This is a genomic window from Enterobacter asburiae, assembly GCF_001521715.1.
Classification (GTDB): domain Bacteria; phylum Pseudomonadota; class Gammaproteobacteria; order Enterobacterales; family Enterobacteriaceae; genus Enterobacter; species Enterobacter asburiae.
Map to the genome: position 1 here is coordinate 3942650 of NZ_CP011863.1, position 12955 is coordinate 3955604.

General features: G+C 50.2%; 27 protein-coding genes. 26 read left to right on the forward strand and 1 reads right to left on the reverse strand.

Annotation, left to right across the window (positions count from 1 at the left end; all coding sequences use genetic code 11):
- Nucleotides 1-52: 52 nt before the first annotated feature.
- Nucleotides 53-529, forward strand: coding sequence for a bacterioferritin (bfr, locus tag ACJ69_RS18995; RefSeq protein WP_008503492.1), 477 nt, complete (start codon nt 53-55; stop codon nt 527-529).
- On the opposite strand, the gene ACJ69_RS19000 is transcribed toward bfr, so the two are convergent.
- Nucleotides 513-986 (reverse strand): prepilin peptidase, encoded by a 474-nt coding sequence (locus tag ACJ69_RS19000; protein WP_059347851.1) that lies wholly within the window; start codon nt 984-986, stop codon nt 513-515. The two genes, bfr and ACJ69_RS19000, sit on opposite strands and share 17 nt — an antisense overlap.
- A gap of 380 nt (nt 987-1366) precedes the next feature.
- Here ACJ69_RS19000 and rpsJ point away from each other — a divergent pair, with 380 nt between their 5' ends.
- The 25 genes from rpsJ (at nt 1367) to rpsK (ending at nt 12927) form a co-directional block, all read left to right on the forward strand.
- Nucleotides 1367-1678 carry a 30S ribosomal protein S10 gene (gene rpsJ / locus ACJ69_RS19005; RefSeq protein ID WP_001181005.1) on the forward strand — a complete coding sequence of 104 codons (312 nt, stop codon included), beginning with the start codon at nt 1367-1369 and terminating at the stop codon, nt 1676-1678.
- Nucleotides 1679-1710: 32 nt separating this feature from the next.
- A complete protein-coding gene (rplC, locus tag ACJ69_RS19010; RefSeq protein ID WP_006178923.1) occupies nt 1711-2340 on the forward strand; it encodes a 50S ribosomal protein L3 in 630 nt (209 codons plus the stop codon).
- 10 nt (nt 2341-2350) lie between these two features.
- Nucleotides 2351-2956, forward strand: coding sequence for a 50S ribosomal protein L4 (gene rplD, locus ACJ69_RS19015; protein ID WP_000424395.1), 606 nt, complete (start codon nt 2351-2353; stop codon nt 2954-2956).
- A complete protein-coding gene (gene rplW / locus ACJ69_RS19020) occupies nt 2953-3255 on the forward strand; it encodes a 50S ribosomal protein L23 (protein ID WP_000617546.1) in 303 nt (100 codons plus the stop codon). The genes rplD and rplW overlap by 4 nt, the downstream gene beginning before the upstream one ends.
- 17 nt (nt 3256-3272) lie before the next feature.
- Nucleotides 3273-4094: a 50S ribosomal protein L2 gene (gene rplB, locus ACJ69_RS19025; RefSeq protein WP_000301859.1), complete on the forward strand. Its 822-nt coding sequence runs from the start codon at nt 3273-3275 to the stop codon at nt 4092-4094.
- 16 nt (nt 4095-4110) lie between these two features.
- The gene (gene rpsS, locus ACJ69_RS19030) at nt 4111-4389 is read left to right on the forward strand and encodes a 30S ribosomal protein S19 (RefSeq protein WP_001138117.1); all 279 of its coding nucleotides are present in this window, start codon (nt 4111-4113) and stop codon (nt 4387-4389) included.
- A 14-nt stretch (nt 4390-4403) separates the two neighbouring features.
- A complete protein-coding gene (rplV, locus tag ACJ69_RS19035) occupies nt 4404-4736 on the forward strand; it encodes a 50S ribosomal protein L22 (protein WP_002919773.1) in 333 nt (110 codons plus the stop codon).
- Between the two features lie 17 nt (nt 4737-4753).
- Nucleotides 4754-5455, forward strand: a complete 702-nt coding sequence (gene rpsC / locus ACJ69_RS19040; protein ID WP_000529945.1) for a 30S ribosomal protein S3 — start codon at nt 4754-4756, stop codon at nt 5453-5455.
- Between the two features lie 12 nt (nt 5456-5467).
- A complete protein-coding gene (rplP, locus tag ACJ69_RS19045) occupies nt 5468-5878 on the forward strand; it encodes a 50S ribosomal protein L16 (RefSeq protein WP_002919759.1) in 411 nt (136 codons plus the stop codon).
- Nucleotides 5878-6069 (forward strand): 50S ribosomal protein L29, encoded by a 192-nt coding sequence (gene rpmC / locus ACJ69_RS19050; protein ID WP_003863282.1) that lies wholly within the window; start codon nt 5878-5880, stop codon nt 6067-6069. Before rplP ends, rpmC begins: the two co-directional genes overlap by 1 nt.
- A complete protein-coding gene (gene rpsQ, locus ACJ69_RS19055; RefSeq protein ID WP_008503489.1) occupies nt 6069-6323 on the forward strand; it encodes a 30S ribosomal protein S17 in 255 nt (84 codons plus the stop codon). The genes rpmC and rpsQ overlap by 1 nt, the downstream gene beginning before the upstream one ends.
- A 166-nt stretch (nt 6324-6489) precedes the next feature.
- Nucleotides 6490-6861: a 50S ribosomal protein L14 gene (gene rplN / locus ACJ69_RS19060; RefSeq protein WP_002919748.1), complete on the forward strand. Its 372-nt coding sequence runs from the start codon at nt 6490-6492 to the stop codon at nt 6859-6861.
- Between the two features lie 10 nt (nt 6862-6871).
- Nucleotides 6872-7186 carry a 50S ribosomal protein L24 gene (gene rplX / locus ACJ69_RS19065; protein ID WP_003863287.1) on the forward strand — a complete coding sequence of 105 codons (315 nt, stop codon included), beginning with the start codon at nt 6872-6874 and terminating at the stop codon, nt 7184-7186.
- Nucleotides 7187-7200: 14 nt separating this feature from the next.
- Nucleotides 7201-7740: a 50S ribosomal protein L5 gene (gene rplE, locus ACJ69_RS19070; RefSeq protein WP_001096206.1), complete on the forward strand. Its 540-nt coding sequence runs from the start codon at nt 7201-7203 to the stop codon at nt 7738-7740.
- Between the two features lie 14 nt (nt 7741-7754).
- A complete protein-coding gene (gene rpsN / locus ACJ69_RS19075; RefSeq protein ID WP_003863291.1) occupies nt 7755-8060 on the forward strand; it encodes a 30S ribosomal protein S14 in 306 nt (101 codons plus the stop codon).
- Between the two features lie 30 nt (nt 8061-8090).
- The gene (gene rpsH, locus ACJ69_RS19080) at nt 8091-8483 is read left to right on the forward strand and encodes a 30S ribosomal protein S8 (protein ID WP_006178918.1); all 393 of its coding nucleotides are present in this window, start codon (nt 8091-8093) and stop codon (nt 8481-8483) included.
- A 12-nt stretch (nt 8484-8495) separates the two neighbouring features.
- A complete protein-coding gene (rplF, locus tag ACJ69_RS19085; RefSeq protein ID WP_003863296.1) occupies nt 8496-9029 on the forward strand; it encodes a 50S ribosomal protein L6 in 534 nt (177 codons plus the stop codon).
- Nucleotides 9030-9038: 9 nt separating this feature from the next.
- Nucleotides 9039-9392: a 50S ribosomal protein L18 gene (rplR, locus tag ACJ69_RS19090; protein WP_003863297.1), complete on the forward strand. Its 354-nt coding sequence runs from the start codon at nt 9039-9041 to the stop codon at nt 9390-9392.
- A 14-nt stretch (nt 9393-9406) separates the two neighbouring features.
- On the forward strand, nt 9407-9907 hold the full coding sequence (rpsE, locus tag ACJ69_RS19095) for a 30S ribosomal protein S5 (RefSeq protein WP_003863299.1): 501 nt from the start codon (nt 9407-9409) through the stop codon (nt 9905-9907).
- Between the two features lie 6 nt (nt 9908-9913).
- The gene (gene rpmD, locus ACJ69_RS19100) at nt 9914-10093 is read left to right on the forward strand and encodes a 50S ribosomal protein L30 (protein ID WP_003863301.1); all 180 of its coding nucleotides are present in this window, start codon (nt 9914-9916) and stop codon (nt 10091-10093) included.
- A 3-nt stretch (nt 10094-10096) separates the two neighbouring features.
- Nucleotides 10097-10531 (forward strand): 50S ribosomal protein L15, encoded by a 435-nt coding sequence (gene rplO, locus ACJ69_RS19105; RefSeq protein WP_003863304.1) that lies wholly within the window; start codon nt 10097-10099, stop codon nt 10529-10531.
- 7 nt (nt 10532-10538) lie between these two features.
- Nucleotides 10539-11870 carry a preprotein translocase subunit SecY gene (secY, locus tag ACJ69_RS19110; RefSeq protein WP_029740636.1) on the forward strand — a complete coding sequence of 444 codons (1332 nt, stop codon included), beginning with the start codon at nt 10539-10541 and terminating at the stop codon, nt 11868-11870.
- 31 nt (nt 11871-11901) lie between these two features.
- Entirely contained in the window at nt 11902-12018 is a 117-nt protein-coding gene (gene rpmJ / locus ACJ69_RS19115; protein ID WP_000868187.1) for a 50S ribosomal protein L36, read from the forward strand.
- Nucleotides 12019-12164: 146 nt separating this feature from the next.
- Nucleotides 12165-12521, forward strand: a complete 357-nt coding sequence (gene rpsM / locus ACJ69_RS19120) for a 30S ribosomal protein S13 (RefSeq protein WP_003863308.1) — start codon at nt 12165-12167, stop codon at nt 12519-12521.
- Nucleotides 12522-12537: 16 nt separating this feature from the next.
- Nucleotides 12538-12927: a 30S ribosomal protein S11 gene (gene rpsK / locus ACJ69_RS19125; RefSeq protein ID WP_003863312.1), complete on the forward strand. Its 390-nt coding sequence runs from the start codon at nt 12538-12540 to the stop codon at nt 12925-12927.
- Nucleotides 12928-12955: the final 28 nt, after the last annotated feature.

Sequence of the window (12955 nt, forward strand, 5' to 3'; positions counted from 1 at the left end):
ATCCCTGTAGCCCGATCTACGCTTCAATGAGTGGAAGCGGAGGGACTATATAATGAAAGGTGATGTTAAAATCATAAGTTATCTCAATAAATTATTGGGAAATGAGCTTGTCGCAATTAACCAGTACTTTCTTCACGCGAGAATGTTCAAAAACTGGGGGCTTAAACGTTTGAACGACGTTGAGTACCATGAATCGATCGATGAAATGAAGCACGCCGATAAATATATCGAGCGTATTTTATTTCTTGAAGGTATTCCAAACCTGCAGGATCTTGGAAAGCTGGGCATCGGAGAAGATGTCGAAGAGATGCTGCGTTCCGACCTCAGGCTGGAGCTTGAAGGCGCCAAAGATCTCCGTGAAGCTATTGCCTACGCAGACAGCGTACATGACTACGTCAGTCGCGATATGATGATCCAGATCCTGGCCGATGAAGAAGGCCACATTGACTGGCTGGAAACGGAACTGGACCTGATTGCTAAAATCGGCCTGCAGAACTACCTTCAGTCGCAGATTAAAGTGGAAGAGTAACCACCGTCTTCCAGCCTATGCATAAACCCGCTGCTGCCAGAAATGGCCCAAAAGGCAGTGGGTTTTTTAATGCCCCTTTATCAGAGATGAATAACGAAAACACAAGAATGCTAAGTAGCGCCATAAGCGCAGCGAGTAGCGCCAGCGCAGGCAGCACGCACCAGCCATGCCAGGCACCAAGCGCCGCCAGGTATTTTACATCGCCATATCCCATCCCTTCACGCCGGCAGATAAACCGATATCCCCAGTAGATAACGGCAAAGCCGATATATCCCGCCATTGCACCCACCACCGCACTCGGCAGAAAATCAGGATGGATACAGAGCTGAAAGAGCAGGCCCGTCCAGAGTAGCGGGCAGAGAAATTTATCGGGAAGCAGTCCGTAGCGAATATCTGCATGGACAAGAAAGGCCGTCAGCGAAAAATAGCTCAGCAAAAAGGGGAGGGTGGTTAACATGGAAATGGCCTCAAAAGGGTTTGAGCGCATACTCGTTATAATCGGCCTGGCCGGCAATCGACAAAAACGACAATTGCGTAGGGGCTCGAGACAAAGCATTGAGAAGGGATACATTGCGTAAAAAGTTGCGTGCCCTTACGCATACTGCACCTCAGGCGCTTAATTTCTAAACGGCACTTGCGTCTTGCCCAGATTTACGTATAATGCGCGGGCTTGTCGTAATTGACGGCGGGTTCAATCTGAACCAGAGTAGCTCACTTTGTTACTCAACAATGCTCCCAATTGGGGAGCTACGTAAGAACGGTTACACTCTCCCATCAATCGTAATGGGTTTGAGGAGTAATCATTTTCGTTTATAAAATAATTGGAGCTCTGGTCTCATGCAGAACCAAAGAATCCGTATCCGCCTTAAAGCGTTTGATCATCGTCTGATCGATCAATCAACCGCGGAAATCGTCGAGACTGCTAAGCGCACTGGTGCGCAAGTCCGTGGTCCGATCCCGCTGCCGACCCGCAAAGAGCGCTTCACCGTTCTGATCTCCCCGCACGTCAACAAAGACGCGCGCGATCAGTACGAAATCCGCACTCACAAGCGTCTGGTTGACATCGTTGAGCCAACTGAGAAAACCGTTGATGCTCTGATGCGTCTGGATCTGGCTGCCGGTGTAGACGTGCAGATCAGCCTGGGTTAATCAGGTCATCGAGCGATTGAGAGGTTGATACAATGATTGGTTTAGTCGGTAAAAAAGTGGGCATGACCCGCATCTTCACTGAAGATGGCGTTTCAATCCCAGTAACCGTAATCGAAGTTGAAGCAAACCGCGTTACCCAGGTTAAAGATCTGGCTAACGATGGCTACCGCGCTGTTCAGGTGACCACTGGTGCTAAAAAAGCTAACCGTGTAACCAAACCAGAAGCGGGTCACTTCGCTAAAGCTGGCGTAGAAGCTGGCCGTGGTCTGTGGGAATTCCGTCTTGCTGAAGGCGAAGAGTTCACCGTAGGTCAGGACATTAGCGTTGAGCTGTTTGCTGACGTTAAAAAAGTTGACGTAACCGGTACCTCTAAAGGTAAAGGTTTTGCTGGTACTGTTAAGCGCTGGAACTTCCGTACCCAGGACGCTACCCACGGTAACTCCTTGTCTCACCGCGTTCCGGGTTCTATCGGTCAGAACCAGACTCCGGGCAAAGTGTTCAAAGGCAAGAAAATGGCAGGTCAGCTGGGTAACGAACGTGTGACCGTTCAGAGCCTGGACGTAGTACGTGTTGACGCTGAGCGCAACCTGCTGCTGGTTAAAGGTGCAGTTCCGGGTGCAACCGGTAGCGACCTGATCGTTAAACCAGCTGTGAAGGCGTAAGGGGATAGCAATGGAATTAGTATTGAAAGACGCGCAGAGCGCGCTGACTGTTTCCGAAACTACCTTCGGTCGTGATTTCAACGAAGCGCTGGTTCACCAGGTTGTAGTTGCTTATGCAGCTGGTGCTCGTCAGGGTACTCGTGCTCAGAAGACTCGTGCTGAAGTAACTGGTTCTGGCAAAAAGCCATGGCGCCAGAAAGGTACCGGCCGTGCGCGTTCAGGTTCTATCAAGAGCCCGATCTGGCGTTCAGGTGGCGTGACCTTCGCTGCGCGTCCACAGGACCACAGTCAAAAAGTTAACAAAAAGATGTACCGCGGCGCGCTGAAAAGCATCCTGTCCGAACTGGTACGTCAGGATCGTCTGATCGTTGTCGAGAAGTTCTCTGTTGAAGCGCCTAAAACTAAGCTGCTGGCACAGAAACTGAAAGACATGGCTCTGGAAGATGTGCTGATCATCACCGGTGAGCTGGACGAGAACCTGTTCCTGGCCGCACGTAACCTGCACAAGGTTGACGTACGCGATGCGACTGGTATCGACCCGGTTAGCCTGATCGCCTTCGACAAAGTCGTAATGACTGCTGATGCTGTTAAGCAAGTTGAGGAGATGCTGGCATGATTCGTGAAGAACGTCTGCTGAAGGTGCTTCGCGCACCGCACGTTTCTGAAAAAGCGTCTACTGCGATGGAAAAAACAAACACCATCGTTCTCAAAGTTGCTAAAGACGCGACCAAAGCAGAGATCAAAGCTGCTGTGCAGAAACTGTTTGAAGTCGAAGTCGAAGTCGTTAACACCCTGGTAGTTAAAGGGAAAGTTAAACGTCACGGACAGCGTATCGGTCGTCGTAGCGACTGGAAAAAAGCTTACGTCACCCTGAAAGAAGGCCAGAATCTGGACTTCGTTGGCGGCGCTGAGTAAGTCGGAGGAGTAATACAATGGCAGTTGTTAAATGTAAACCGACATCTCCGGGTCGTCGCCACGTAGTTAAAGTGGTTAACCCTGAGCTGCACAAGGGCAAACCTTTTGCTCCGTTGCTGGAAAAAAACAGCAAATCCGGTGGTCGTAACAACAATGGCCGTATCACCACTCGTCACATCGGTGGTGGCCACAAGCAGGCTTATCGTATTGTTGACTTCAAACGCAACAAAGACGGTATCCCAGCAGTTGTTGAACGTCTTGAGTACGATCCGAACCGTTCCGCGAACATCGCGCTGGTTCTGTACAAAGACGGCGAACGCCGTTACATCCTGGCCCCTAAAGGCCTGAAAGCTGGCGACCAGATTCAGTCTGGCGTTGATGCTGCAATCAAAGCAGGCAACACCCTGCCGATGCGCAATATCCCGGTTGGTTCTACCGTTCATAACGTAGAAATGAAACCAGGTAAAGGCGGTCAGCTGGCACGTTCCGCTGGTACTTACGTTCAGATCGTTGCTCGTGATGGTGCTTATGTCACCCTGCGTCTGCGTTCTGGTGAAATGCGTAAAGTCGAAGCAGACTGCCGCGCTACTCTGGGCGAAGTTGGCAATGCTGAGCATATGCTGCGCGTTCTGGGTAAAGCAGGTGCTGCACGCTGGCGTGGTGTTCGTCCTACCGTTCGCGGTACTGCGATGAACCCAGTCGACCACCCACATGGTGGTGGTGAAGGTCGTAACTTTGGTAAGCACCCGGTAACTCCGTGGGGCGTTCAGACCAAAGGTAAGAAGACCCGCAGCAACAAGCGTACTGATAAATTTATCGTACGTCGCCGTAGCAAATAATTTTAGAGGATAAGCCATGCCACGTTCTCTCAAGAAAGGTCCTTTTATTGACCTGCACTTGCTGAAGAAGGTAGAGAAAGCGGTGGAAAGCGGAGACAAGAAGCCCCTGCGCACTTGGTCCCGTCGTTCAACGATCTTTCCTAACATGATCGGTTTGACCATCGCTGTCCATAATGGTCGTCAGCACGTTCCAGTCTTTGTTACCGACGAAATGGTTGGTCACAAACTGGGTGAATTCGCACCGACTCGTACTTATCGCGGCCACGCTGCTGATAAAAAAGCGAAGAAGAAATAAGGTAGGAGGAAGAGATGGAAACTTTAGCTCAACATCGCCATGCTCGTTCTTCTGCTCAGAAGGTTCGCCTTGTTGCTGACCTGATTCGCGGTAAGAAAGTGTCGCAGGCCCTGGACATCCTGACCTATACCAACAAGAAAGCTGCGGTATTGGTCAAGAAAGTACTGGAATCTGCCATTGCTAACGCTGAACACAACGATGGCGCTGACATCGACGATCTGAAAGTCGCGAAAATTTTCGTAGATGAAGGCCCAAGCATGAAGCGCATTATGCCGCGTGCGAAAGGTCGTGCAGATCGCATCCTGAAGCGCACCAGCCACATTACTGTGGTTGTGTCCGATCGCTGAGACTCTGGAGACTAGCAATGGGTCAGAAAGTACATCCTAATGGTATTCGCCTGGGTATTGTAAAACCATGGAACTCTACCTGGTTTGCGAACACCAAAGAATTCGCTGACAACCTGGACAGCGATTTTAAAGTACGTCAGTACCTGACTAAGGAACTGGCTAAAGCGTCTGTATCTCGTATCGTTATCGAGCGTCCAGCGAAGAGCATCCGTGTGACTATTCACACTGCTCGTCCTGGCATCGTTATCGGTAAGAAAGGCGAAGACGTAGAAAAACTGCGCAAGGTCGTAGCGGATATCGCTGGCGTTCCTGCACAGATCAATATCGCTGAAGTTCGTAAGCCTGAACTGGACGCTAAATTGGTTGCTGACAGCATCACTTCACAGCTGGAACGTCGTGTTATGTTCCGTCGTGCTATGAAGCGTGCTGTACAGAACGCAATGCGTCTGGGCGCTAAAGGTATCAAAGTTGAAGTTAGCGGCCGTCTGGGCGGCGCGGAAATCGCACGTACCGAATGGTACCGCGAAGGTCGCGTACCGCTGCACACTCTGCGTGCTGACATCGACTACAACACCTCTGAAGCGCACACCACTTACGGTGTAATCGGCGTTAAGGTATGGATCTTCAAAGGTGAGATCCTGGGTGGTATGGCTGCTGTTGAACAACCGGAAAAACCGGCTGCTCAACCTAAAAAGCAGCAGCGTAAAGGCCGTAAATAAGGAGCGTCGCTGATGTTACAACCAAAGCGTACAAAATTCCGTAAAGTGCACAAAGGCCGCAACCGTGGTCTGGCGCAGGGTACGGATGTTAGCTTCGGCACTTTCGGTCTGAAAGCTGTTGGCCGTGGTCGTCTGACTGCACGTCAGATCGAAGCAGCACGTCGTGCAATGACCCGTGCAGTTAAGCGTCAAGGTAAGATCTGGATCCGTGTATTCCCGGACAAACCGATCACCGAGAAGCCACTGGAAGTTCGTATGGGTAAAGGTAAAGGTAACGTGGAGTACTGGGTTGCCTTGATCCAACCGGGCAAAGTCCTTTATGAAATGGACGGTGTTCCGGAAGAGCTGGCCCGTGAAGCCTTCGGCCTGGCAGCAGCGAAACTGCCTATCAAAACCACCTTTGTAACTAAGACGGTGATGTAATGAAAGCAAAAGAGCTGCGTGAAAAAAGCGTTGAAGAGCTGAACGCTGAGCTGCTGAACCTGCTGCGTGAGCAGTTCAACCTGCGTATGCAGGCTGCAAGTGGCCAGCTGCAACAGACTCACCTGCTGAAGCAAGTGCGTCGCAATGTTGCACGCGTTAAGACTTTACTGACTCAGAAGGCGGGTGCGTAATGACCGATAAAATCCGTACTCTGCAAGGTCGTGTTGTTAGCGACAAAATGGAGAAATCCATTGTTGTAGCTATCGAACGTATTGTGAAACACCCGATCTACGGTAAATTCATCAAGCGTACGACCAAACTGCACGTACATGACGAGAACAACGAATGTGGTATCGGCGACAAGGTTGAAATCCGTGAATGCCGTCCACTGTCCAAGACTAAGTCCTGGACGCTGGTTCGCGTTGTAGAGAAAGCGGTTCTGTAATACAGTACGCCTTCTCAATACGAATAAACGGCTCAGCGATGAGCCGTTTATTTTTTCTACCCATATTGCAGAAGCGGTGTTATAATGCCGCGCCCTCGATATGGGGCTTTTTAACGGCTCTGATTTTAGAGTCTCAGGTAGTAGTTGACATTAGCGGAGCACTAAAATGATCCAAGAACAGACTATGCTGAACGTCGCCGACAACTCCGGTGCACGTCGCGTAATGTGTATCAAGGTTCTGGGTGGCTCGCACCGTCGCTACGCAGGCGTAGGCGACATCATCAAGATCACCATCAAGGAAGCAATTCCACGTGGTAAGGTCAAAAAAGGTGATGTGCTGAAGGCGGTAGTGGTGCGCACCAAGAAGGGTGTTCGTCGCCCTGACGGTTCTGTCATTCGCTTCGATGGTAATGCATGCGTTATTTTAAACAATAACAGCGAGCAGCCTATCGGCACGCGTATCTTTGGGCCGGTAACTCGTGAACTTCGTACTGAGAAGTTCATGAAAATTATCTCTCTGGCACCAGAAGTACTCTAAGGAGCGAATCATGGCAGCGAAAATCCGTCGTGATGACGAAGTTATCGTGTTAACCGGTAAAGATAAAGGTAAACGCGGTAAAGTAAAAAATGTTCTGTCTTCCGGCAAACTTGTCGTTGAAGGTATCAACCTGGTTAAGAAACATCAGAAGCCGGTTCCGGCCCTGAACCAACCAGGTGGCATCGTTGAAAAAGAAGCTGCTATTCAGGTTTCTAACGTTGCAATCTTCAATGCGGCTACCGGCAAGGCTGACCGTGTAGGCTTTAGATTCGAAGACGGCAAAAAAGTCCGTTTCTTCAAGTCTAACAGCGAAACTATCAAGTAATTTGGAGTAGTACGATGGCGAAACTGCATGATTACTACAAAGACGAAGTAGTTAACAAACTCATGACTGAGTTTAACTACAATTCTGTCATGCAAGTCCCTCGGGTCGAGAAGATCACCCTGAACATGGGTGTTGGTGAAGCGATCGCTGACAAGAAACTGCTGGATAACGCAGCAGCTGATCTGACAGCAATCTCCGGTCAAAAACCGCTGATCACCAAAGCACGCAAATCTGTTGCAGGCTTCAAAATCCGTCAGGGCTATCCGATCGGCTGTAAAGTAACTCTGCGTGGCGAACGCATGTGGGAGTTCTTTGAGCGCCTGATCACTATTGCTGTTCCACGTATCCGTGACTTCCGTGGCTTGTCCGCTAAGTCTTTCGACGGTCGTGGTAACTACAGCATGGGTGTCCGTGAGCAGATCATCTTCCCAGAAATCGACTACGATAAAGTCGACCGCGTGCGTGGTTTGGATATTACCATTACCACTACTGCGAAATCTGACGAAGAAGGCCGTGCTCTGCTGGCTGCCTTTGACTTCCCGTTCCGCAAGTAAGGTAGGGTTACTGAATGGCTAAGCAATCAATGAAAGCACGCGAAGTAAAGCGCGTAGCTTTAGCTGATAAATTCTTCGCTAAACGCGCTGAACTGAAAGCGATCATTTCTGATGTGAACGCTTCCGACGAAGATCGTTGGAATGCGGTTCTCAAGCTGCAGTCTCTGCCGCGTGATTCCAGCCCGTCTCGTCAGCGTAACCGCTGTCGTCAAACAGGTCGTCCACATGGTTATGTGGGCAAGTTTGGGTTGAGCCGTATCAAACTGCGTGAAGCCGCTATGCGCGGTGAAGTGCCAGGCTTGAAAAAGGCTAGCTGGTAATTACCAATTGAATCACGGGAGTAAAGACAGATGAGCATGCAAGATCCGATCGCGGATATGCTGACCCGTATCCGTAACGGTCAGGCCGCGAACAAAGTTGCGGTCACCATGCCTTCCGCCAAGCTGAAAGTGGCAATTGCCAACGTGCTGAAGGAAGAAGGTTTTATCGAAGATTTTAAAGTTGAAGGCGACACCAAGCCGGAACTGGAACTTACTCTCAAGTATTTCCAGGGTAAAGCTGTTGTAGAAAGCATTCAGCGTGTCAGCCGCCCAGGTCTGCGCATCTATAAGAAAAAAGATGAGCTGCCAAAAGTTATGGCTGGTCTTGGTATCGCAGTTGTTTCTACCTCTAAAGGTGTTATGACTGATCGTGCAGCGCGCCAGGCTGGTCTTGGTGGCGAAATTATCTGCTACGTAGCCTAATCGGAGGAAAGAATGTCTCGTGTTGCTAAAGCACCGGTCGTTATTCCTGCCGGCGTTGATGTAAAAATCGACGGTCAGGTTATTACGATCAAAGGTAAAAACGGCGAGCTGACTCGTACCCTCAACAAAGCTGTTGAAGTTAAACATGCAGATAACGCTCTGACCTTCGGTCCACGTGATGGTTTCGTGGATGGATGGGCTCAGGCTGGTACCGCGCGTGCCCTGCTGAACTCAATGGTTGTTGGTGTTACCGAAGGCTTCACTAAAAAGCTTCAGCTGGTTGGTGTAGGTTATCGTGCAGCTATCAAAGGGAATGCAGTAGGCCTGTCTCTGGGCTTCTCACACCCTGTTGAGCATCCGCTGCCGGCCGGTATCACTGCAGAATGTCCGACTCAAACTGAAATCGTGCTGAAAGGCGCTGATAAACAGCTGATCGGTCAGGTTGCAGCAGATCTGCGCGCCTACCGTCGTCCTGAGCCTTATAAAGGCAAGGGTGTTCGTTACGCCGACGAAGTCGTGCGTACCAAAGAGGCTAAGAAGAAGTAAGGTAACACTATGGATAAGAAATCTGCTCGTATCCGTCGTGCGACCCGCGCACGCCGCAAGCTCAAAGAGCTGGGTGCAACTCGCCTGGTGGTACATCGTACCCCGCGTCATATTTACGCACAGGTAATTGCACCGAACGGTTCTGAAGTTCTGGTAGCTGCTTCTACTGTAGAAAAAGCTATCTCAGAACAATTGAAGTACACCGGTAACAAAGACGCCGCTGCAGCTGTAGGTAAAGCTGTTGCTGAACGCGCTCTGGAAAAAGGCATCAGCAATGTTTCCTTTGACCGTTCCGGGTTCCAATATCATGGTCGTGTCCAGGCACTGGCAGATGCTGCCCGTGAAGCTGGCCTTCAGTTCTAAGGTAGAGGTGTAAGATGGCTCACATCGAAAAACAGGCTGGCGAACTGCAGGAAAAGCTGATCGCGGTAAACCGCGTATCTAAAACCGTTAAAGGTGGTCGTATTTTCTCCTTCACAGCACTGACTGTAGTAGGCGATGGTAACGGTCGCGTTGGTTTTGGTTACGGTAAAGCGCGTGAAGTTCCAGCAGCGATCCAGAAAGCGATGGAAAAAGCCCGTCGCAATATGATTAACGTCGCGCTGAACAACGGCACCCTGCAGCACCCAGTTAAAGGTGTTCACACGGGTTCTCGTGTATTCATGCAGCCAGCTTCAGAAGGTACCGGTATCATCGCCGGTGGTGCAATGCGCGCCGTTCTGGAAGTTGCTGGGGTTCATAACGTTCTGGCCAAAGCATATGGTTCCACTAACCCGATCAACGTGGTTCGTGCAACTATTGATGGCCTGGAAAATATGAATTCTCCAGAAATGGTCGCTGCCAAGCGTGGTAAATCCGTTGAAGAAATTCTGGGGTAATTGACCATGGCAAAGACTATTAAAATCACTCAAACCCGCAGTGCAATCGGTCGTCTGCCGAAACACAAGGCAACGCTGCTTGGCCTGGGTCTGCGTCGTATTGGTCATACCGTTGAACGCGAGGATACTCCTGCTGTTCGTGGTATGGTCAACGCGGTTTACTTCATGGTTAAAGTTGAGGAGTAAGAGATGCGTTTAAATACTCTGTCTCCGGCCGAAGGCTCTAAAAAGGCGGGTAAACGCCTGGGTCGTGGTATCGGTTCTGGCCTCGGCAAAACCGGTGGTCGTGGTCACAAAGGTCAGAACTCTCGTTCTGGCGGTGGCGTACGTCGCGGTTTCGAGGGTGGCCAGATGCCACTGTACCGTCGTCTGCCGAAGTTCGGCTTCACCTCTCGCAAAGCAGCGATCACAGCGGAAATCCGTCTGTCTGACCTGGCGAAAGTTGAAGGCGGCGTTGTAGACCTGAACACGCTGAAAGCAGCAAACATTATCGGTATCCAGATCGAGTTCGCGAAAGTGATCCTGGCTGGTGAAGTTTCTACTCCGGTAACTGTTCGTGGCCTGCGTGTTACTAAAGGTGCTCGTGCTGCTATCGAAGCTGCTGGCGGTAAAATTGAGGAATAAGTAGCAGATGGCTAAGCAACCGGGATTAGATTTTCAAAGTGCCAAAGGTGGATTTGGCGAGCTGAAACGCAGACTGCTGTTTGTTATCGGCGCGCTGATTGTGTTCCGTATTGGCTCTTTTATTCCGATCCCTGGTATCGATGCCGCTGTACTTGCCAAACTGCTTGAGCAACAGCGAGGCACCATCATTGAAATGTTCAACATGTTCTCTGGTGGTGCTCTCAGCCGTGCTTCTATCTTTGCATTGGGTATTATGCCGTACATTTCGGCATCTATTATTATCCAGCTGCTGACGGTCGTTCATCCGGCCCTGGCAGAGTTGAAGAAAGAAGGGGAGTCTGGACGTCGTAAGATTAGTCAGTACACCCGTTACGGTACTCTGGTGCTGGCAATATTCCAGGCGATCGGTATTGCTACCGGTCTGCCGAATATGCCTGGTATGCAGGGCCTGGTGTTAAACCCGGGCTTTGCATTCTACTTCACCGCTGTTGTAAGTCTGGTCACAGGGACTATGTTCCTGATGTGGCTCGGCGAACAGATTACTGAGCGTGGTATCGGTAACGGTATCTCTATCATTATCTTCGCCGGTATTGTTGCGGGCCTCCCGCCAGCCATCGCCCATACTATCGAGCAAGCGCGTCAAGGCGACCTGCACTTCCTCCTGTTGCTGTTGGTTGCAGTATTAGTATTTGCAGTGACGTTCTTTGTTGTCTTCGTTGAACGTGGTCAACGCCGCATTGTGGTGAACTACGCTAAACGTCAGCAAGGTCGTCGTGTCTATGCTGCACAGAGCACACATTTACCGCTGAAAGTGAACATGGCGGGGGTTATCCCGGCTATCTTCGCTTCCAGTATTATTCTGTTCCCGGCGACCATCGCGTCATGGTTCGGGGGCGGTACTGGTTGGAACTGGCTGACAACAATTTCGCTGTATTTGCAGCCTGGGCAACCACTTTATGTGTTACTCTATGCGTCTGCGATCATCTTCTTCTGTTTCTTCTACACGGCGTTGGTCTTCAACCCGCGTGAAACAGCAGATAACCTGAAGAAGTCCGGTGCATTTGTACCAGGAATTCGTCCGGGAGAGCAAACGGCGAAGTATATCGATAAAGTAATGACTCGCCTGACTTTGGTTGGTGCGCTTTATATTACTTTTATCTGCCTGATCCCGGAGTTCATGCGTGATGCAATGAAAGTACCGTTCTACTTCGGTGGGACCTCACTGCTTATCGTTGTTGTCGTGATTATGGACTTTATGGCTCAAGTGCAAACTCTAATGATGTCCAGTCAGTACGAGTCTGCATTGAAGAAGGCGAACCTGAAAGGCTACGGCCGCTAAATGGTCGCCTGAGAAGTTACGGAGAGTAAAAATGAAAGTTCGTGCTTCCGTCAAGAAATTATGCCGTAACTGCAAAATCGTTAAGCGTGATGGTGTCATCCGTGTGATTTGCAGTGCCGAGCCGAAGCATAAACAGCGCCAAGGCTGATTATTTCGCATATTTTTCTTGCAAAGTTGGGTTGAGCTGGCTAGATTAGCCAGCCAATCTTTTGTATGTCTGTACGTTTCCATTTGAGTATCCTGAAAACGGGCTTTTCAGCATGGTGCGTACATATTAAATAGTAGGAGTGCATAGTGGCCCGTATAGCAGGCATTAACATTCCTGATCAGAAACATGCTGTGATCGCATTAACTTCGATCTACGGCGTCGGCAAGACCCGTTCTAAAGCCATTCTGGCTGCAGCGGGTATCGCTGAAGATGTTAAGATCAGTGAGCTGTCTGAAGAACAAATCGACACGCTGCGTGACGAAGTTGCCAAATTTGTCGTTGAAGGTGATCTGCGCCGTGAAATCAGCATGAGCATCAAGCGCCTGATGGATCTTGGTTGCTATCGCGGTTTGCGTCATCGTCGTGGTCTGCCAGTGCGCGGTCAGCGTACTAAGACCAACGCACGTACCCGTAAGGGTCCGCGCAAACCGATCAAGAAATAATCGGGGTGATTGAATAATGGCAAAGGCACCAGTTCGTGCACGTAAACGTGTAAGAAAACAAGTCTCTGACGGCGTGGCTCATATCCATGCTTCTTTCAACAACACCATCGTTACTATTACTGATCGTCAGGGTAACGCATTGGGTTGGGCAACAGCCGGTGGTTCCGGTTTCCGTGGTTCTCGCAAATCCACTCCGTTCGCAGCTCAGGTTGCAGCAGAGCGTTGCGCAGAAGCCGTAAAAGAATACGGCATCAAGAATCTGGAAGTTATGGTTAAAGGTCCGGGTCCGGGTCGTGAATCTACTGTTCGCGCTCTGAACGCCGCTGGTTTCCGCATCACGAATATTACTGATGTGACTCCGATCCCTCATAACGGTTGTCGTCCGCCGAAAAAACGTCGCGTATAACGCTCCGTTTTTTAGGTTAGTTGGAGAT

Excerpts from the sequence above, each read along its gene's own strand:
- bfr (WP_008503492.1), top strand. The coding sequence starts at position 53 with ATGAAAGGTGATGTTAAAATCATAAGTTATCTCAATAAATTATTGGGA.
- ACJ69_RS19000 (WP_059347851.1), bottom strand. The coding sequence starts at position 986 with ATGTTAACCACCCTCCCCTTTTTGCTGAGCTATTTTTCGCTGACGGCC.
- rpsJ (WP_001181005.1), top strand. The coding sequence starts at position 1,367 with ATGCAGAACCAAAGAATCCGTATCCGCCTTAAAGCGTTTGATCATCGT.
- rplC (WP_006178923.1), top strand. The coding sequence starts at position 1,711 with ATGATTGGTTTAGTCGGTAAAAAAGTGGGCATGACCCGCATCTTCACT.
- rplD (WP_000424395.1), top strand. The coding sequence starts at position 2,351 with ATGGAATTAGTATTGAAAGACGCGCAGAGCGCGCTGACTGTTTCCGAA.
- rplW (WP_000617546.1), top strand. The coding sequence starts at position 2,953 with ATGATTCGTGAAGAACGTCTGCTGAAGGTGCTTCGCGCACCGCACGTT.
- rplB (WP_000301859.1), top strand. The coding sequence starts at position 3,273 with ATGGCAGTTGTTAAATGTAAACCGACATCTCCGGGTCGTCGCCACGTA.
- rpsS (WP_001138117.1), top strand. The coding sequence starts at position 4,111 with ATGCCACGTTCTCTCAAGAAAGGTCCTTTTATTGACCTGCACTTGCTG.
- rplV (WP_002919773.1), top strand. The coding sequence starts at position 4,404 with ATGGAAACTTTAGCTCAACATCGCCATGCTCGTTCTTCTGCTCAGAAG.
- rpsC (WP_000529945.1), top strand. The coding sequence starts at position 4,754 with ATGGGTCAGAAAGTACATCCTAATGGTATTCGCCTGGGTATTGTAAAA.
- rplP (WP_002919759.1), top strand. The coding sequence starts at position 5,468 with ATGTTACAACCAAAGCGTACAAAATTCCGTAAAGTGCACAAAGGCCGC.
- rpmC (WP_003863282.1), top strand. The coding sequence starts at position 5,878 with ATGAAAGCAAAAGAGCTGCGTGAAAAAAGCGTTGAAGAGCTGAACGCT.
- rpsQ (WP_008503489.1), top strand. The coding sequence starts at position 6,069 with ATGACCGATAAAATCCGTACTCTGCAAGGTCGTGTTGTTAGCGACAAA.
- rplN (WP_002919748.1), top strand. The coding sequence starts at position 6,490 with ATGATCCAAGAACAGACTATGCTGAACGTCGCCGACAACTCCGGTGCA.
- rplX (WP_003863287.1), top strand. The coding sequence starts at position 6,872 with ATGGCAGCGAAAATCCGTCGTGATGACGAAGTTATCGTGTTAACCGGT.
- rplE (WP_001096206.1), top strand. The coding sequence starts at position 7,201 with ATGGCGAAACTGCATGATTACTACAAAGACGAAGTAGTTAACAAACTC.
- rpsN (WP_003863291.1), top strand. The coding sequence starts at position 7,755 with ATGGCTAAGCAATCAATGAAAGCACGCGAAGTAAAGCGCGTAGCTTTA.
- rpsH (WP_006178918.1), top strand. The coding sequence starts at position 8,091 with ATGAGCATGCAAGATCCGATCGCGGATATGCTGACCCGTATCCGTAAC.
- rplF (WP_003863296.1), top strand. The coding sequence starts at position 8,496 with ATGTCTCGTGTTGCTAAAGCACCGGTCGTTATTCCTGCCGGCGTTGAT.
- rplR (WP_003863297.1), top strand. The coding sequence starts at position 9,039 with ATGGATAAGAAATCTGCTCGTATCCGTCGTGCGACCCGCGCACGCCGC.
- rpsE (WP_003863299.1), top strand. The coding sequence starts at position 9,407 with ATGGCTCACATCGAAAAACAGGCTGGCGAACTGCAGGAAAAGCTGATC.
- rpmD (WP_003863301.1), top strand. The coding sequence starts at position 9,914 with ATGGCAAAGACTATTAAAATCACTCAAACCCGCAGTGCAATCGGTCGT.
- rplO (WP_003863304.1), top strand. The coding sequence starts at position 10,097 with ATGCGTTTAAATACTCTGTCTCCGGCCGAAGGCTCTAAAAAGGCGGGT.
- secY (WP_029740636.1), top strand. The coding sequence starts at position 10,539 with ATGGCTAAGCAACCGGGATTAGATTTTCAAAGTGCCAAAGGTGGATTT.
- rpmJ (WP_000868187.1), top strand. The coding sequence starts at position 11,902 with ATGAAAGTTCGTGCTTCCGTCAAGAAATTATGCCGTAACTGCAAAATC.
- rpsK (WP_003863312.1), top strand. The coding sequence starts at position 12,538 with ATGGCAAAGGCACCAGTTCGTGCACGTAAACGTGTAAGAAAACAAGTC.